Annotated in this window: 11 protein-coding genes; 10 read left to right on the top strand and 1 reads right to left on the bottom strand. The window is 57.1% G+C overall.

Annotated features, from left to right (window positions below; all coding sequences use genetic code 11):
• Positions 1–507: 507 nt before the first annotated feature.
• The 7 genes from ACOTZF_RS09040 to ACOTZF_RS09010 all read left to right on the top strand — a co-directional run bounded on the left by ACOTZF_RS09040 (position 508) and on the right by ACOTZF_RS09010 (position 7,681).
• Complete coding sequence (locus tag ACOTZF_RS09040; RefSeq protein ID WP_013098527.1) at positions 508–837, top strand: YqcC family protein; 330 nt, start codon at positions 508–510, stop codon at positions 835–837.
• The gene (truC, locus tag ACOTZF_RS09035; RefSeq protein ID WP_038983829.1) at positions 834–1,619 is read left to right on the top strand and encodes a tRNA pseudouridine(65) synthase TruC; all 786 of its coding nucleotides are present in this window, start codon (positions 834–836) and stop codon (positions 1,617–1,619) included. The genes ACOTZF_RS09040 and truC overlap by 4 nt, the downstream gene beginning before the upstream one ends.
• A gap of 15 nt (positions 1,620–1,634) precedes the next feature.
• Positions 1,635–2,081 (top strand): flavodoxin, encoded by a 447-nt coding sequence (locus ACOTZF_RS09030; RefSeq protein ID WP_020689316.1) that lies wholly within the window; start codon positions 1,635–1,637, stop codon positions 2,079–2,081.
• Positions 2,082–2,415: 334 nt separating this feature from the next.
• On the top strand, positions 2,416–3,771 hold the full coding sequence (gene gudP, locus ACOTZF_RS09025; protein WP_013098524.1) for a galactarate/glucarate/glycerate transporter GudP: 1,356 nt from the start codon (positions 2,416–2,418) through the stop codon (positions 3,769–3,771).
• Entirely contained in the window at positions 3,771–5,111 is a 1,341-nt protein-coding gene (locus tag ACOTZF_RS09020) for an enolase C-terminal domain-like protein (RefSeq protein WP_038983827.1), read from the top strand. The genes gudP and ACOTZF_RS09020 overlap by 1 nt, the downstream gene beginning before the upstream one ends.
• A 15-nt stretch (positions 5,112–5,126) precedes the next feature.
• Positions 5,127–6,464: a glucarate dehydratase gene (gene gudD, locus ACOTZF_RS09015; protein WP_038420507.1), complete on the top strand. Its 1,338-nt coding sequence runs from the start codon at positions 5,127–5,129 to the stop codon at positions 6,462–6,464.
• Between the two features lie 77 nt (positions 6,465–6,541).
• On the top strand, positions 6,542–7,681 hold the full coding sequence (locus ACOTZF_RS09010; protein WP_013098521.1) for a glycerate kinase: 1,140 nt from the start codon (positions 6,542–6,544) through the stop codon (positions 7,679–7,681).
• 71 nt (positions 7,682–7,752) lie between these two features.
• On the opposite strand, the gene barA is transcribed toward ACOTZF_RS09010, so the two are convergent.
• Positions 7,753–10,512 carry a two-component sensor histidine kinase BarA gene (gene barA / locus ACOTZF_RS09005; RefSeq protein WP_023620554.1) on the bottom strand — a complete coding sequence of 920 codons (2,760 nt, stop codon included), beginning with the start codon at positions 10,510–10,512 and terminating at the stop codon, positions 7,753–7,755.
• Between the two features lie 57 nt (positions 10,513–10,569).
• On the opposite strand from barA, the gene rlmD reads away from it, so the two are divergent.
• From rlmD to mazG, 3 genes are all read left to right on the top strand, one after another.
• Positions 10,570–11,868: a 23S rRNA (uracil(1939)-C(5))-methyltransferase RlmD gene (gene rlmD / locus ACOTZF_RS09000; protein ID WP_047351675.1), complete on the top strand. Its 1,299-nt coding sequence runs from the start codon at positions 10,570–10,572 to the stop codon at positions 11,866–11,868.
• Between the two features lie 51 nt (positions 11,869–11,919).
• Positions 11,920–14,151: a GTP diphosphokinase gene (relA, locus tag ACOTZF_RS08995; protein ID WP_038983824.1), complete on the top strand. Its 2,232-nt coding sequence runs from the start codon at positions 11,920–11,922 to the stop codon at positions 14,149–14,151.
• Between the two features lie 66 nt (positions 14,152–14,217).
• Positions 14,218–15,009, top strand: coding sequence for a nucleoside triphosphate pyrophosphohydrolase (gene mazG, locus ACOTZF_RS08990; protein WP_038983822.1), 792 nt, complete (start codon positions 14,218–14,220; stop codon positions 15,007–15,009).

The raw sequence follows: 15,009 nt of genomic DNA, 5'->3' as shown, positions 1-15,009 counted from the left end.
TTCTGACGCAGCAAGCCCGCTTTTCAGAGGCTGACAACGCTTACAGGGTGGGTTGTAAGACGAAGCGGAATAGCGGATTCTATCTCTGTCGACAGGACGCCGACACGAGAAACGAACATCAGGATGATGGCGCTTCTCACACAGGACACGTCAGGATGGCGCTGCAGGAAGGCTTCAGGATGAAGCAAAGGATCACGCAGGACGCGTAAGGGACACCTCCAGGAAGGAGAACGAGAGCCGCTCAGGATGATCGGTGGGTCAGGATGGCCAGGACGTTTCAGGATGAAACAGACACATCAGGACGATGTGTGCAGGATGCAAACAGTTTACGGATGAACAGGCCTTCGGGCTTCAGGAAAAGTTGTCACGGAAGAGCAGGGAGCATAAATTGTAGCTGGAATGCTGCGAAACGAACCGGGAGCACTGTTTTTACAGTGCTCCCTTTTTTTATTTCTGCTGCCTGCAATGCTATGCTGCGCGCCGTTCATTTTTTCAGTTGAGGTTACTATGACGCAACACGATAGCGTTCGTGCCCGGTTGCACGCCATCGAAGCTCTTTTGCGCCAACATCAGCTGTGGCAGGAGACCGCGCCGCAGCCAGAGGCGTTCGCAAGTACCCAGCCGTTCTGCCTGGATACGCTGGCACCGTTTGAGTGGCTCCAGTGGGTGTTAATTCCCCGTATGCATGCGCTGCTGGAGGGTGGACATCCGCTGCCGCAGGCGTTTGCGGTCTCGCCTTACTATGAAATGGCGCTGGAGGCCACCCACCCGGCGCGTGCTGTCATGCTGGCTGAGCTGGAAAAGCTGGATGCGTTGTTTGCCGGTGATGACGCATGACGCTTGAGATCCTCTATCAGGATGAGTGGCTGGTGGCAGTGAACAAACCGTCGGGATGGCTGGTGCACCGCAGCTGGCTGGATCGTGACGAGAAGGTGGTTGTGATGCAGACCGTGCGCGACCAGATTGGTCAGCATGTGTTTACCGCCCATCGCCTGGACAGACCCACCTCCGGTGTACTGCTGATGGGATTGTCCAGCGAAGCGGGTCGTCTGCTGGCGCAGCAGTTTGAGCAGCATCAGATCCAGAAACGCTACCACGCGATCGTGCGTGGCTGGCTGACAGAAGCCGCCACGCTTGACTATCCTCTGGTGGAAGAGCTGGACAAAATCGCCGATAAATTTGCCCGTGATGACAAAGGTCCGCAACCTGCGGTAACCGAGTATCGCGGTATGGCGACGACTGAAATGCCGGTGGCAACCAGCAAATTTCCCACCACTCGCTACAGCCTGGTTGAGCTTTTGCCCAAAACCGGGCGTAAACACCAGCTCCGCCGACACCTGAAGCATTTGCGACATCCGATTATCGGTGACAGCAAGCATGGCGATCTGCGCCAGAACCGCAGTGCGGCTGAACATTTTGGTTGCGATCGTCTGATGCTGCACGCAAGCGAACTGAGCCTGACGCATCCGTTTACCGGCAAACCTCTGACGATCCATGCGGGTCTCGATGATGTCTGGATGCAGGCGCTGTCACAGTTTGGCTGGCTGGGGCAACTCCCCAAAAATGAAAGGGTTGAGTTTGTATCTGGCAACGTTCAGGATGAACGGCAAGCGCAATAATTAAGGGAACATATCATGGCTGAAGTAGGCATTTTTGTCGGCACAATGTACGGCAACTCGCTGCTGGTTGCGGAAGAGGCGGAAGCGATACTCACAAGCCAGGGTCATAAAGCCAAGGTTTATGAAGATCCGGAGCTGGCAGACTGGGAAAAGTATAAAGATAAATACATTCTGGTGGTCACCTCCACCACCGGGCAGGGCGATCTGCCGGACAGCATCGTGCCGCTTTTCCAGGGCATTAAAGATATTGGCTACCAGCCGGACGTTCACTACGGCATCATCGCCCTGGGCGACAGCTCTTACGCCAATTTCTGCGGCGGCGGCAAGCAGTTCGACGCACTCCTGCAGGAACAGAGCGCCCAGCGCGTGGGCGACATGCTGCTGATTGACGCCGGAGAACACCCGGAACCCGAAAGCGAATCAAACCCGTGGGTTGAGAACTGGGCCACACTGCTTAAATAATATCCTGCCCGGCGGCGCTTCGCTTGCGCGGGCATGTGGGTTTTCCTGGCCGGGTCAGGCGTTGCCGTCACCCGGCGATAACTTCCGCACCAAACGCCAATTCCGTGAACCATCTTCCATTCTTTTAGGCTTTTGCCACAAACAACCTTTCTCATGCCCCTTAATGTTGTGTTTTTGCACGGTGAGAGAACGTGTCACTCCTTCATATACTTTCCCGGTCACAATAAAACGGCTTCAGGCCGTACCAAAACGACAAACACAAATCTCATTCTGATTACCCTACCGGTGCTGTACAGAGTGAACCAGGCGAAAGCTATGTTTCAGGAGTGCAACAATGAGTACATTAAGCCACGCGGCGAGCAGTGCGGAGAAGCGCACTAACGCTCGCTACTGGATAGTGGTGATGCTGTTTATCGTCACGTCCTTTAACTATGGTGACCGCGCCACGCTGTCGATTGCCGGCTCTGAAATGGCAAAAGACATTGGGCTTGATCCGGTTGGCATGGGGTATGTTTTCTCCGCATTTTCATGGGCCTATGTTATTGGACAGATCCCGGGTGGCTGGCTGCTCGATCGTTTTGGATCCAAGCGAGTCTACTTCTGGTCCATCTTTATCTGGTCGATGTTTACCCTGTTGCAGGGCTTCGTCGATATCTTCAGCGGCTTCGGTATTATCGTCGCGCTCTTTACTCTCCGCTTCCTGGTGGGGTTAGCAGAAGCGCCATCCTTCCCGGGGAATAGCCGCATCGTGGCCGCCTGGTTCCCGGCGCAGGAGAGGGGAACGGCGGTGGCGATTTTTAACTCTGCCCAGTATTTCGCGACGGTGATCTTTGCGCCAATCATGGGCTGGCTGACGCATGAAGTGGGCTGGTCACACGTCTTCTTCTTCATGGGCGGATTGGGGATCGTCATCAGTTTTATCTGGCTGAAAGTGATCCACGAGCCGAACCAACATCCGGGCGTGAACAAGAAAGAGCTGGAGTACATTGCGGAAGGCGGGGCGCTGATCAACATGGATCAGAAAAGCCAAAAAGCAAAAGTTCCGTTGAGCCAGAAATGGGCGCAGATCAAGCAGCTTGTCGGTTCGCGCATGATGATTGGCATCTACCTGGGGCAGTATTGCATTAACGCCTTAACCTACTTCTTTATCACCTGGTTCCCGGTCTATCTGGTGCAGGCACGCGGTATGTCGATTCTGAAAGCAGGCTTTGTCGCCTCCGTACCGGCTATCTGCGGCTTTGTGGGGGGCGTACTGGGTGGGGTGATTTCCGACTGGCTGATGCGTCGTACCGGTTCGCTGAACATCGCCCGTAAAACGCCAATTGTGCTCGGCATGTTGCTTTCAATGACCATGGTGTTCTGTAACTACGTCAGCGCGGAGTGGATGATCATCGGCTTTATGGCGATGGCCTTCTTCGGGAAAGGGATTGGTGCGCTGGGCTGGGCAGTGATGGCGGATACCGCGCCAAAAGAGATCAGCGGCCTGAGCGGCGGTCTGTTTAACATGTTCGGCAACATCTCCGGGATTGTCACCCCGATTGCCATTGGCTACATCGTCGGGACCACGGGCTCATTCAACGGTGCGCTGATTTATGTGGGTGTGCACGCCCTGGTGGCGGTCCTGAGCTATCTGGTGCTGGTGGGTGATATCAAACGCATTGAACTCAAACCTGTAGCGGAGCGTGGCTGATGACAACACAATCGAGCCCGGTTATTACCGACATGAAGGTCATCCCGGTGGCCGGCCAGGACAGCATGCTGCTTAACATTGGCGGCGCGCATAACGCCTGGTTTACCCGCAATATCGTGGTGCTGACCGACAGCGCAGGGAACACCGGCGTTGGGGAAGCGCCGGGCGGTGAGGTGATTTTCCAGACGCTGTTAGACGCCATTCCGCAGGTGGTCGGCCAGGAGGTCGCCCGTCTGAATAAAGTGGTCCAGCGTGTTCACAAAGGCAACCAGTCGGCGGACTTTGACACCTTCGGCAAAGGCGCATGGACGTTTGAGTTGCGCGTCAATGCCGTCGCCGCGCTGGAGGCCGCCCTGCTCGATTTGCTCGGTAAGGCGCTGAACGTTCCGGTCTGTGAACTGCTGGGGCCGGGCAAACAGCGTGACGCGGTGACGGTACTCGGCTATCTGTTTTATGTTGGCGATCGGCAAAAAACCGATCTGCCTTATCTGGCGCACTCGCCGGGCCACCATGAGTGGTATCACCTGCGTCACCAGGAGGCGCTCTCCAGTGACGCGGTGGTTCGGCTGGCCGAGGCGGCACAGGACCGCTACGGTTTTAAAGACTTCAAACTCAAAGGCGGGGTATTACCCGGCGAGCAGGAGATTGAAACCGCGCGTGCGCTCAAGAAACGTTTTCCGGATGCCCGCATTACCGTTGACCCTAACGGTGCCTGGCTGCTGGATGAGGCTATCGCCCTGTGCAAAGGGCTGGGGGATGTCCTGACCTACGCGGAAGATCCGGTTGGGGCTGAACAAGGCTTCTCGGGTCGCGAGGTGATGGCGGAATTCCGACGTGCCACCGGGCTACCGGTCGCTACGAACATGATCGCCACCAACTGGCGTGAAATGGGCCATGCGGTCATGCTGAATGCGGTCGATATTCCGCTGGCGGACCCGCACTTCTGGACGCTTTCAGGCGCCGTGCGTGTGGCGCAGCTGTGTGATGACTGGGGGCTCACCTGGGGTTGTCACTCCAATAACCATTTCGATATTTCGCTGGCGATGTTTACCCACGTTGGCGCGGCGGCACCGGGTCACCCAACCGCTATCGACACACACTGGATTTGGCAGGAGGGTGAGGCCCGTCTGACGAAAAATCCGCTGGAAATTAAAAACGGCACCATCGCGGTACCGGATGCGCCGGGATTGGGCGTGGAGATTGACTGGGATCAGGTCCACAAGGCGCATGAAGCGTATAAAAAACTGCCGGGCGGCGCGCGTAATGACGCCGGGCCGATGCAGTACCTGATCCCTGGCTGGACATTTGACCGTAAGCGCCCAGTTTTTGGACGTCACTGATAAAAGGATTGCACCATGAGCACTTTTACCACCCCTGTTGTTACTTCCATGCAGATCATTCCGGTTGCCGGCCATGACAGCATGCTGATGAACCTGAGCGGCGCACATGCGCCGTTTTTCACCCGCAATATTGTCATTATTAAAGATAACGCCGGGCATACCGGCGTGGGGGAAATCCCGGGCGGTGAGAAGATCCGCAAAACGCTTGAAGACGCCATCCCGCTGGTGGTGGGAAAAACGCTGGGCGAATATAAAAACGTCTTAAATACCGTGCGGAATACCTTTGCCGATCGCGATGCGGGTGGCCGTGGGCTGCAAACGTTTGATCTGCGCACCACCATCCACGTAGTGACCGGCATCGAAGCCGCCATGCTGGACCTGTTAGGTCAACACCTGGGGGTTAACGTTGCTTCCCTGCTGGGTGAGGGGCAGCAACGCAGTGAAGTGGAGATGCTGGGCTATCTGTTCTTTGTTGGCGACCGCAACCTGACGCCGTTGCCATACCAGAGCCAGCCGGACGAGCGATGTGACTGGTACCGACTCCGCCATGATGAAGCGATGACGCCGGATGCGGTGGTGCGCCTGGCGGAGGCCGCGTACGAAAAATATGGTTTTAATGATTTCAAACTGAAGGGCGGTGTGCTGGCCGGAGAAGAAGAGGCCGAAGCTATCTCAGCCCTGGCTAAACGATTCCCGCAGGCGCGCGTCACGCTGGATCCGAACGGGGCCTGGTCGCTTGATGAAGCGATCGCCATCGGCAAGCAGCTGAAAGGCGTGCTGGCCTACGCGGAGGATCCGTGCGGGGCAGAACAAGGTTTCTCTGGCCGTGAAGTGATGGCGGAGTTCCGCCGCGCCACGGGCTTACCTACCGCGACCAACATGATCGCCACCGACTGGCGTCAGATGGGGCACACCTTGTCCCTGCAGTCTGTCGATATTCCGCTGGCGGACCCGCATTTCTGGACGATGCAGGGCTCGGTACGCGTGGCGCAGATGTGCCATGAGTTCGGTCTGACCTGGGGCTCGCACTCCAATAACCACTTCGATATCTCGCTGGCGATGTTCACCCACGTGGCCGCTGCCGCGCCGGGCACGATTACCGCGATCGACACCCACTGGATCTGGCAGGAAGGCAATCAGCGCCTGACGAAAGCGCCGTTTGAAATCAAAGGGGGGATGGTGCAGGTCCCGTCCACACCGGGTCTGGGCGTGGAACTGGATATGGATCAGGTGATGAAAGCCCATGAGCTGTACCAGAAACATGGGCTGGGTGCGCGCGATGACGCGATGGCGATGCAGTATCTGATCCCAGAGTGGACATTCGACAATAAACGTCCGTGCATGGTACGATAAACGCATTGGGACCGCTCCCATTAGCGGTTCTTTACGTGGTGTATGCTTAACGTAACGACTATGCGTAAGGATGGCTTATGAAAATTGTTATCGCACCGGACTCGTATAAGGAAAGTTTGAGTGCGCTTGAGGTTGCGACAGCGATAGAGCAGGGTTTTCGCGAGATCTTTCCTGAGGCGGTTTACGTCAAACTGCCGGTCGCGGACGGCGGTGAAGGCACCGTCGAAGCGATGATCGCGGCAACGCAGGGACGCATTGTGCATGTTCCGGTGACCGGCCCTCTGGGCCATCGCGTGGAAGGGTTTTACGGGATATCCGGCGACGAGAAGAGCGCCTTTATCGAAATGGCGGCGGCCAGTGGTCTTGAGCTAGTTGCACCTTCGCAGCGCGATCCTCTGAAAACGACCTCCTGGGGCACGGGTGAACTTATCCGTCACGCGCTGGATGCGGGCGTTAAGCATATCATCATTGGCATCGGGGGCAGCGCCACCAATGATGGCGGTGCAGGAATGGTGCAGGCGCTGGGGGCCAGGCTGCTGGACGACCGTGAACAGCCGCTGGGGCAAGGTGGAGGCGAGCTGGGCAAACTTGCCCGTATCGACCTGAGCGGGCTGGACAAGCGTCTGGCCGAGTGCCGCATAGAAGTGGCCTGCGATGTGACGAATCCGCTTACCGGTAAGCTGGGCGCATCCGCGGTTTTTGGCCCGCAAAAGGGGGCCACACCCGAGATGATCATTACTCTGGACAACGCGCTTGCGCACTATGCGCGGGTCATTGCCCGGGATCTTGATATGGATGTGCTCAACCTGGCGGGCGGCGGCGCGGCAGGTGGAATGGGGGCGGCGCTGTACGCCTTCTGCGGTGCGCAGCTGCGCCAGGGCATTGAGATCGTCACCGATGCGCTACATCTGGCTGACCAGATTGCCGATGCGGATTTGGTGATAACGGGTGAAGGTCGCATCGACAGCCAGACGATCCACGGCAAAGTGCCGGTTGGGGTGGCGAAGGTAGCCAAACGCTTCAACAAGCCGGTTATCGGGATTGCAGGCAGTCTGACGGCGGACGTTGGCGTTGTGCACGATCACGGCATCGATGCGGTGTTTAGCGTGATTTACACCATCTGCTCGCTGGAAGATGCGCTGGAAAATGCCAGCGAGAACGTCAGGATGGCCGCAAGAAATATCGCGGCGGTACTAAAACTCGGGCAGGGGATGTAGTTCTCCCTCTCCCAGAGGGCTGAGGGATGAGGGTATAGGCCCGGTAAGCGTCGCGCCACCGGGCATTTACCTCAGTTTCCTAACACCTTCATCGCTTCCCGCGTCACGTTATCCATCTCATCCAGCAGTTCAAGGAACTCCGGTTCCAGTTCAGATTCTGGTGTCCCTGCGCGTAGCTGCTGCTCCAGCAGCTGGCAGAGGTTTTTCAGGCGGGGCACGCCGCTGTAACCACAGCTACCGTGCAGCTTGTGGATAGCCTGCAGCAGCTCCTCCGGGTTTTCGCCCACCAGCTGTTCTTCTACCTTATTGCGAATTTCCGGCAGAAACGCGACCAGCATCTGTAGCATCTCGCGGGCTAAATCAGGTTTCCCCGCCGCCTGGCGTAACGCAAGCTGCCAGTCAAAAGTGGCGTTCTGATTCACGCTAATCTCAACTGGTTCTGCTGATAAGGTATACGTACCGCCGATATGCCCCGGCTTATAGCGCAGCAGCAGGTTATGCAGTTTCTCTTCGTCGATAGGTTTCGCCAGATAATCGTTCATTCCGGCGCCGAGCAGCTTCTCTTTCTGTCCGGCCATCGCATGTGCGGTCACGGCAATGACCGGCGTTTGCTGTTGATGAGGTAGCTGGCGGATGAGCTCGCAGGCGCGAATGCCATCCATACCCGGCATTTGAATATCCATCAGAATCAAATCGAACTGCATCTGTTTGGCCAGTTCAACCGCCTCAGCACCGCTGGTGCAGAGCTCAACATGCTGAACCTGATCCTCAAGCAGCACGCCAATCAGCTTCAGGTTTGCCGGGTTATCATCCACCGCCATCACGCTCATCGGCAGCCTCTGCTCGTCATTAACCAGCGCCACGGCATGCTCATTCAGGCGGCAGTAGGCCGTCAGGGCAGGCAACAAGCGTGTGGCGGTGAGCGGTTTAAGCAGACAGGCGGCCGCCCCGTCGTTTTTCAACTCTTCGGCATTGATCTGCGCATGGCACGGCAGCGCCAGCAGCAGGTAGTCGGTCATCGACGCGGCTTTCGCCAGCCGTTCCTGCTGCATGGTGAGCTCCCCGGTAAAGGTGACCGGGATCCCCATCAGCAGGATGTCGTAATGCTCAACGGTAAGCGCAGAGAAGGTCGGGCTGTAGACCACCTCCAGCGGCGTGGTGCTTAAGATGTCCAGCGTGCACTGGGCCGCGGCGGCGTTCGGCTCCACGTAAGCGAGGCGCTTGCCTTTCAGGCAATCCGTCACCGGGCCGTCCGTCAGCACGTTCGGGTTGAGATCCAGGTTGATATGGAACCAGAACGTCGACCCCCGGTTTGGCTGGCTGTGGAAAGAGATATCGCCACCCATCTCTTTAACCAGTTTTTGCGTGATAACCAGCCCCAGGCCCGTACCACCGTGACGCCGTGAAATACTCGCATCCGCCTGACGAAACGCCTGGAACAGACGGGATTGATCCCGTTCGGGAATGCCAATGCCGGTATCGCGGATCTGAACTTCAATCTGTACTTTGTTATTACTGATGGCACGTTTTTCCACCAGAATGTCGATGTTGCCGCTTTCGGTAAATTTGATGGCATTACCGACAAGATTGGTAATGACCTGCTGCAGGCGCAGCGGATCGCCGATGACGTTATCCGGCACGTCGTTTTTAATGTTCAGCGTCAGCTCAAGCCCTTTGTCGTGCGACGAATGCGCCAGCAGCGTAACCACCTCATCAAGCGTACTGCGCAGCGGGAACGGAATGCTCTCCAGGATCAGCTTGCCCGCTTCCAGCTTGGAGAAGTCCAGCACGTCATTAATGATCGCCAGCAGATTGTTGGCCGAGCGTTCAATGGTGTGCAGGTGATCGCGCTGGGTGGGGTTAAGCTCGCTCTTCAGGGTCAGGCGGGTAAAGCCAATCACGCCATTGAGCGGCGTACGCAGCTCGTGTGACATATTGGCAAGGAACTCCGATTTAATGCGGGCAGCCTCCTGGGCACGCTTTTTCGCCAGATCCAGCTCGACGTTCTGGATCTCCATCTGTTCCAGCGTTTCGCGCAGATCCGAAGTGGCCTGATCCACGTTATGCTGCATCTCTTCGTGATAGGCCGCCAGCGACATCGCCATCGAGTTGATGCCGTTTTTCAGCATGTCCAGTTCGCCCAGCATGAACCCTTCCACGCGGCTATCGAGCTGGCCACGGCGAATGCGGTCAACGGTGTTGACCATATTGCGGATGGGCCCGGTCACATCGCGCATCAGTCGCCAGCCGAAGATAAGCGCAATGCCGATACAGAACAGCATCATCACGCCGGAGATAAAAATCTCTTTGTACTGCTGCAGTCGCACCGACTTGAGGTCCAGCTCCAGCGCCACATATCCGAGCATATTGCTGCTGGACTTGGCGTCGGATTGCGCGGACTCATCCGGCGAATAACTTTCCGAAATTATCGGCGTGCGCAGGATCATAATATCGCCCCGTCGCATCACCGTGAGATGGCGCGGGAACGGCGAACCGTCAGGAATTTTTAACGCTGCCGGATCAAGATGAAAATTAGAGGTGACGAACAGCCGGTTATGCTCGTCATAGACGGAGATCGCACGCACAATATCCGAGTGGCGGCGATGCAACACACTGATTAACTGACCAATCGACTCGCGGTTTTGCAGATTCATCCCGTATTCGCTGGACACGGCCAGCGGTTCGATGATGCTGGCTCCGGCATCTTCCAGCTGTCGCTGCAGGTCGTTATAGCGGTGCACAACGAAGAAGATGCTCAGCAGCAAACCGATGAGAACGGTGGGGGCGAGGATCAAAATCATCATGCGCGCGCGCAGGCTGTAGTTGGTCATGGCGTTCCGTTATGGGACAATTAAGATAATTATGTATATTTGAGAAAATTCCCGGCGATGGCGCAATTCTACTCTGCAAAGCGACGCGTGACGACGCGTCAGATCATCACTGTCGAAGCCACGGACCTTGACCCTTTTGGTCAGGGCGTCGCGCATCACAATGGTAAGACACTGTTTATAACAGGTTTGCTGCCCACAGAACGAGCAGAAATTACGCTGACGGAAGATAAACGCCAGTACGCACGCGGGAAGGTGAAGCGCCGTCTGACCACCAGCCCGGAGCGCACAGAGCCACGCTGCCCGCATTTTGGCGTCTGCGGAGGCTGTCAGCAACAACATGCCAGCGTAGTTTTACAGCAAAAAAGTAAGAGTAACGCCCTGGCACGCCTGCTCAGGCATGACGTTGACGACATCATTGCCGACCAGCCCTGGGGCTATCGTCGTCGCGCGCGGCTGAGCCTTAGCTATCAGCCCAAAAACGAGCGGCTGGAGATGGGGTTTCGCAAAGCGGGCTCCAGCGATATCGTCGATATCAGGCAGTGCCCCATTTTGGCGCCCCGTCTTGAGGCATTGCTCCCGGACGTGCACGCATGCCTGTCCGGGCTGGACAGTGTTCGCCACCTCGGGCATGTGGAACTGGTCCTGGCAAACAATGGTCCGCTGATGGTGCTGCGCCATACCGCGCCGCTGTCCAAAAAAGACCGCGAAAAACTGGAACGCTTTTCGCATTCCCACGAGCTGGCGCTTTTTCTCGCCCCACAAAGCGAGATACTGGAGCAGGTTACAGGTGACGTGCCCTGGTATGCGTCAAACGGACTACGCTTAACGTTCAGTCCGCGGGATTTCATCCAGGTTAATGACGGCGTCAATCAGCAGATGATCGAAACCGCGCTGACTTGGCTGGATGTCCAGCCGACCGACCGCGTGCTTGATCTCTTCTGCGGCATGGGCAATTTCACGCTGCCGCTGGCCCGTAAAGCGGCGAGCGTTGTGGGGGTAGAAGGCGTCGACGCGCTGGTGGCGAAAGGCCAGGAGAATGCGCAACAGAACGGCTTGCAAAATGTGACATTCTTTCATCAAAATCTGGAGGAAGATGTCACGCAGCAGCCCTGGGCAAAACAGGGCTTTGACAAAATCCTGCTCGACCCGGCACGGGCAGGCGCACCGGGCGTGATGCAGCATATAATTAAACTCGCCCCGAAACGCGTGGTCTACGTTTCCTGTAACCCGGCAACGCTTGCCCGGGATAGCGAGGCATTACTCAGCGCGGGTTACCAGATTCAGCGTCTGGCAATGCTGGACATGTTCCCGCACACTGGGCATCTGGAATCAATGGTGTTGTTTGAGCACATCTAATTAGTTTGGCTTGTCGACTTCGACAGGCCCTGGTCCCTAAAGGAGAGGACGATGGTTGCGGTAAGAAGTGCACATCTTAATAAAGCTGGTGAGTTTGACCCTCAAAAATGGATCGCAAGTCTGGGAATTTCCAGCCAGCAGTCGTGTGAACGCTTAACCGAAACCTGGGCCTATTGTCAGCGCACCACGCTGGGGCATCCGGACGCCGAGCTGCTGCTGTGGCGCGGCGTGGAGATGGTCGAAATCTTATCCATGCTCAATATGGATATCGAAACGCTGCAGGCCGCGCTTCTGTTCCCGCTTGCCGATGCGGACGTCGTCACGGAAGACGTGCTGCGTGAAAGCGTCGGAAAATCGGTCGTGGCGCTGATCCACGGTGTCCGCGATATGGCGGCCATTCGTCAGCTTAAAGCCGCGCACACCGATTCCGTCTCCTCTGAACAGGTCGATAACGTTCGCCGGATGCTGCTGGCCATGGTGGATGATTTCCGCTGCGTGGTGATCAAGCTTGCCGAGCGTATCGCCCACCTGCGTGAAGTGAAGGACGCGCCGGAAGATGAGCGCGTACTCGCCGCCAAAGAGTGTACAAACATCTATGCGCCGCTGGCGAACCGCTTAGGCATTGGTCAGCTCAAATGGGAGCTGGAAGACTACTGCTTCCGTTACCTGCACCCGGCGGAATATAAGCGCATAGCGAAACTGCTGCATGAACGCCGTATCGACCGCGAACACTATATTGAAGAATTTGTCAGCGGGTTGCGCCAGTCGATGAAGGAAGAGAACGTCCGTGCCGAAGTGTACGGTCGGCCAAAGCATATCTACAGCATCTGGCGCAAAATGCAGAAGAAACACCTCGCCTTTGACGAGCTGTTCGACGTGCGTGCCGTGCGTATTGTGGCGGAGCGTCTGCAGGACTGCTACGCCGCACTGGGGATCGTGCACACGCACTTCCGCCATCTGCCGGATGAGTTCGATGACTATGTCGCCAACCCGAAACCTAACGGCTACCAGTCTATTCATACCGTGGTGCTGGGCCCCGGCGGTAAAACGGTTGAAATTCAGATCCGTACCAAACAGATGCACGAAGACGCCGAGCTGGGTGTCGCCGCGCACTGGAAATACAAAGAGGGCACCTCGGGCGGGGCGCGCACCGGTCACGAAGACCGCATTGCCTGGCTGCGTAAGCTGATTGCGTGGCAGGAAGAGATGGCCGACTCCGGCGAGATGCTCGACGAAGTGCGCAGCCAGGTCTTCGACGACCGGGTGTACGTCTTTACGCCGAAAGGGGACGTTGTCGACCTGCCTGCCGGGTCAACGCCGCTCGACTTTGCCTATCACATCCACAGCGATGTCGGGCACCGCTGCATTGGTGCGAAAATCGGCGGGCGCATTGTACCGTTCACCTACCAGCTGCAGATGGGCGATCAGATTGAAATCATCACCCAGAAGCAGCCAAACCCGAGCCGTGACTGGCTGAACCCGAACCTGGGGTATGTCACCACCAGCCGCGGACGCTCCAAAATTCACGCCTGGTTCCGTAAACAGGATCGTGACAAGAACATCCTTGCCGGTCGCCAGATCCTGGATGACGAGCTGGAGCATATAGGCATCAGCCTGAAAGAGGCGGAGAGGTTCCTGCTGCCGCGTTACAACTTTAATGAGCTCGATGAGCTGTTAGCGGCCATTGGTGGCGGCGATATTCGTCTCAACCAGATGGTGAATTTCCTGCAGGCGCAGTTCAACAAGCCAAGTGCGGCAGAGCAGGATGCGGCGGCGCTGAAACAGCTGCAGCAGAAAACCTACGCCCCGCAGCAGCGCAGCAAAGACAATGGTCGCGTGGTGGTGGAAGGCGTCGGCAATCTGATGCACCACATCGCCCGCTGCTGCCAGCCTATCCCGGGGGACGACATCGTCGGCTTTATCACCCAGGGGCGCGGGATTTCGATTCACCGCTCAGACTGTGACCAGCTTGCTGAGCTGCAGTCGCATGCGCCGGAACGCATCGTTGAAGCCGTCTGGGGTGAAAGCTACTCTGCCGGCTACTCGCTGGTGGTGCGCGTCACCGCCAACGACCGCAGCGGTCTGCTGCGCGACATTACGACCATTCTTGCCAATGAGAAGGTCAACGTGCTGGGCGTTGCCAGCCGCAGTGATACCCGCGAGCAGCTTGCCACCATCGATATGACCATCGAAATCTACAACCTGCAGGTGCTGGGCCGCGTGCTTGGCAAACTGAACCAGGTCCCGGATGTGATTGACGCGCGTCGTCTCCACGGCGGTTAAACATCCTCTTCTGTAAGCCGGGTAAGGCAACGCCGCCACCCGGCATTTTTTCATCAGGACAGAACTATGACTCAAATCGACCGCCTGCTCGGCATCATGAAACGCCTGCGCGACCCGGAAAACGGCTGCCCGTGGGATAAAGAGCAGACTTTCGCGACTATCGCCCCGTACACCCTCGAAGAGACCTATGAAGTACTGGACGCCATTTCACGTGAGGACTTTGACGACCTGCGCAGCGAACTCGGTGACCTGCTGTTTCAGGTGGTGTTCTATGCGCAGATGGCGCAGGAAGAGGGACGTTTTAATTTTAACGATATCTGCGCCGCCATTAGCGACAAGCTTGAGCGCCGCCATCCGCATATCTTTGGCGATGCCACGGCGGGCAACAGCGCGGAAGTGCTGGCGCGCTGGGAGCAGATTAAAAGCGCCGAGCGGGCTGAAAAATCCCAACACTCCGCGCTGGATGACATTCCGCTGAGTCTGCCCGCCCTGATGCGTGCCCATAAGATCCAGAAACGCTGCTCGGCAGTAGGGTTTGACTGGCACTCGCTTGGCCCGGTACTGGACAAAGTCCATGAAGAAATCGACGAAGTGATGCACGAAGCGCAGCAGGCCGTGGTGGATGAAGCAAAGCTTGAAGAAGAGATGGGCGATTTGCTGTTCGCCACCGTCAACCTTTCGCGCCACCTGGGTGTAAAAGCGGAAACGGCCCTGCAAAAAGCCAACCTTAAGTTCGAACGACGCTTTCGCGAAGTCGAGCGCATTGTGGCCTCGCGCGGCCTGGAAATGACCGGAATTGACCTCGTTGTGATGGAAGAAGTCTGGCAGGAAGTAAAACGCCAGGAATCTGATCTCTAA

This window comes from Enterobacter cloacae complex sp. SHL021, from assembly GCF_049237765.1.
In the GTDB taxonomy this organism is placed as follows: domain Bacteria; phylum Pseudomonadota; class Gammaproteobacteria; order Enterobacterales; family Enterobacteriaceae; genus Enterobacter; species Enterobacter cloacae.
This window is presented reverse-complemented; position numbering and strand designations above follow the sequence as displayed.

Bases quoted from the DNA above. Each gene is read 5' to 3' on its own strand.
- barA (WP_023620554.1), bottom strand. From the start codon at position 10,512: ATGACCAACTACAGCCTGCGCGCGCGCATGATGATTTTGATCCTCGCC.
- gudP (WP_013098524.1), top strand. From the start codon at position 2,416: ATGAGTACATTAAGCCACGCGGCGAGCAGTGCGGAGAAGCGCACTAAC.
- relA (WP_038983824.1), top strand. From the start codon at position 11,920: ATGGTTGCGGTAAGAAGTGCACATCTTAATAAAGCTGGTGAGTTTGAC.
- gudD (WP_038420507.1), top strand. From the start codon at position 5,127: ATGAGCACTTTTACCACCCCTGTTGTTACTTCCATGCAGATCATTCCG.
- ACOTZF_RS09030 (WP_020689316.1), top strand. From the start codon at position 1,635: ATGGCTGAAGTAGGCATTTTTGTCGGCACAATGTACGGCAACTCGCTG.
- mazG (WP_038983822.1), top strand. From the start codon at position 14,218: ATGACTCAAATCGACCGCCTGCTCGGCATCATGAAACGCCTGCGCGAC.
- ACOTZF_RS09010 (WP_013098521.1), top strand. From the start codon at position 6,542: ATGAAAATTGTTATCGCACCGGACTCGTATAAGGAAAGTTTGAGTGCG.
- rlmD (WP_047351675.1), top strand. From the start codon at position 10,570: ATGGCGCAATTCTACTCTGCAAAGCGACGCGTGACGACGCGTCAGATC.
- ACOTZF_RS09040 (WP_013098527.1), top strand. From the start codon at position 508: ATGACGCAACACGATAGCGTTCGTGCCCGGTTGCACGCCATCGAAGCT.
- truC (WP_038983829.1), top strand. From the start codon at position 834: ATGACGCTTGAGATCCTCTATCAGGATGAGTGGCTGGTGGCAGTGAAC.
- ACOTZF_RS09020 (WP_038983827.1), top strand. From the start codon at position 3,771: ATGACAACACAATCGAGCCCGGTTATTACCGACATGAAGGTCATCCCG.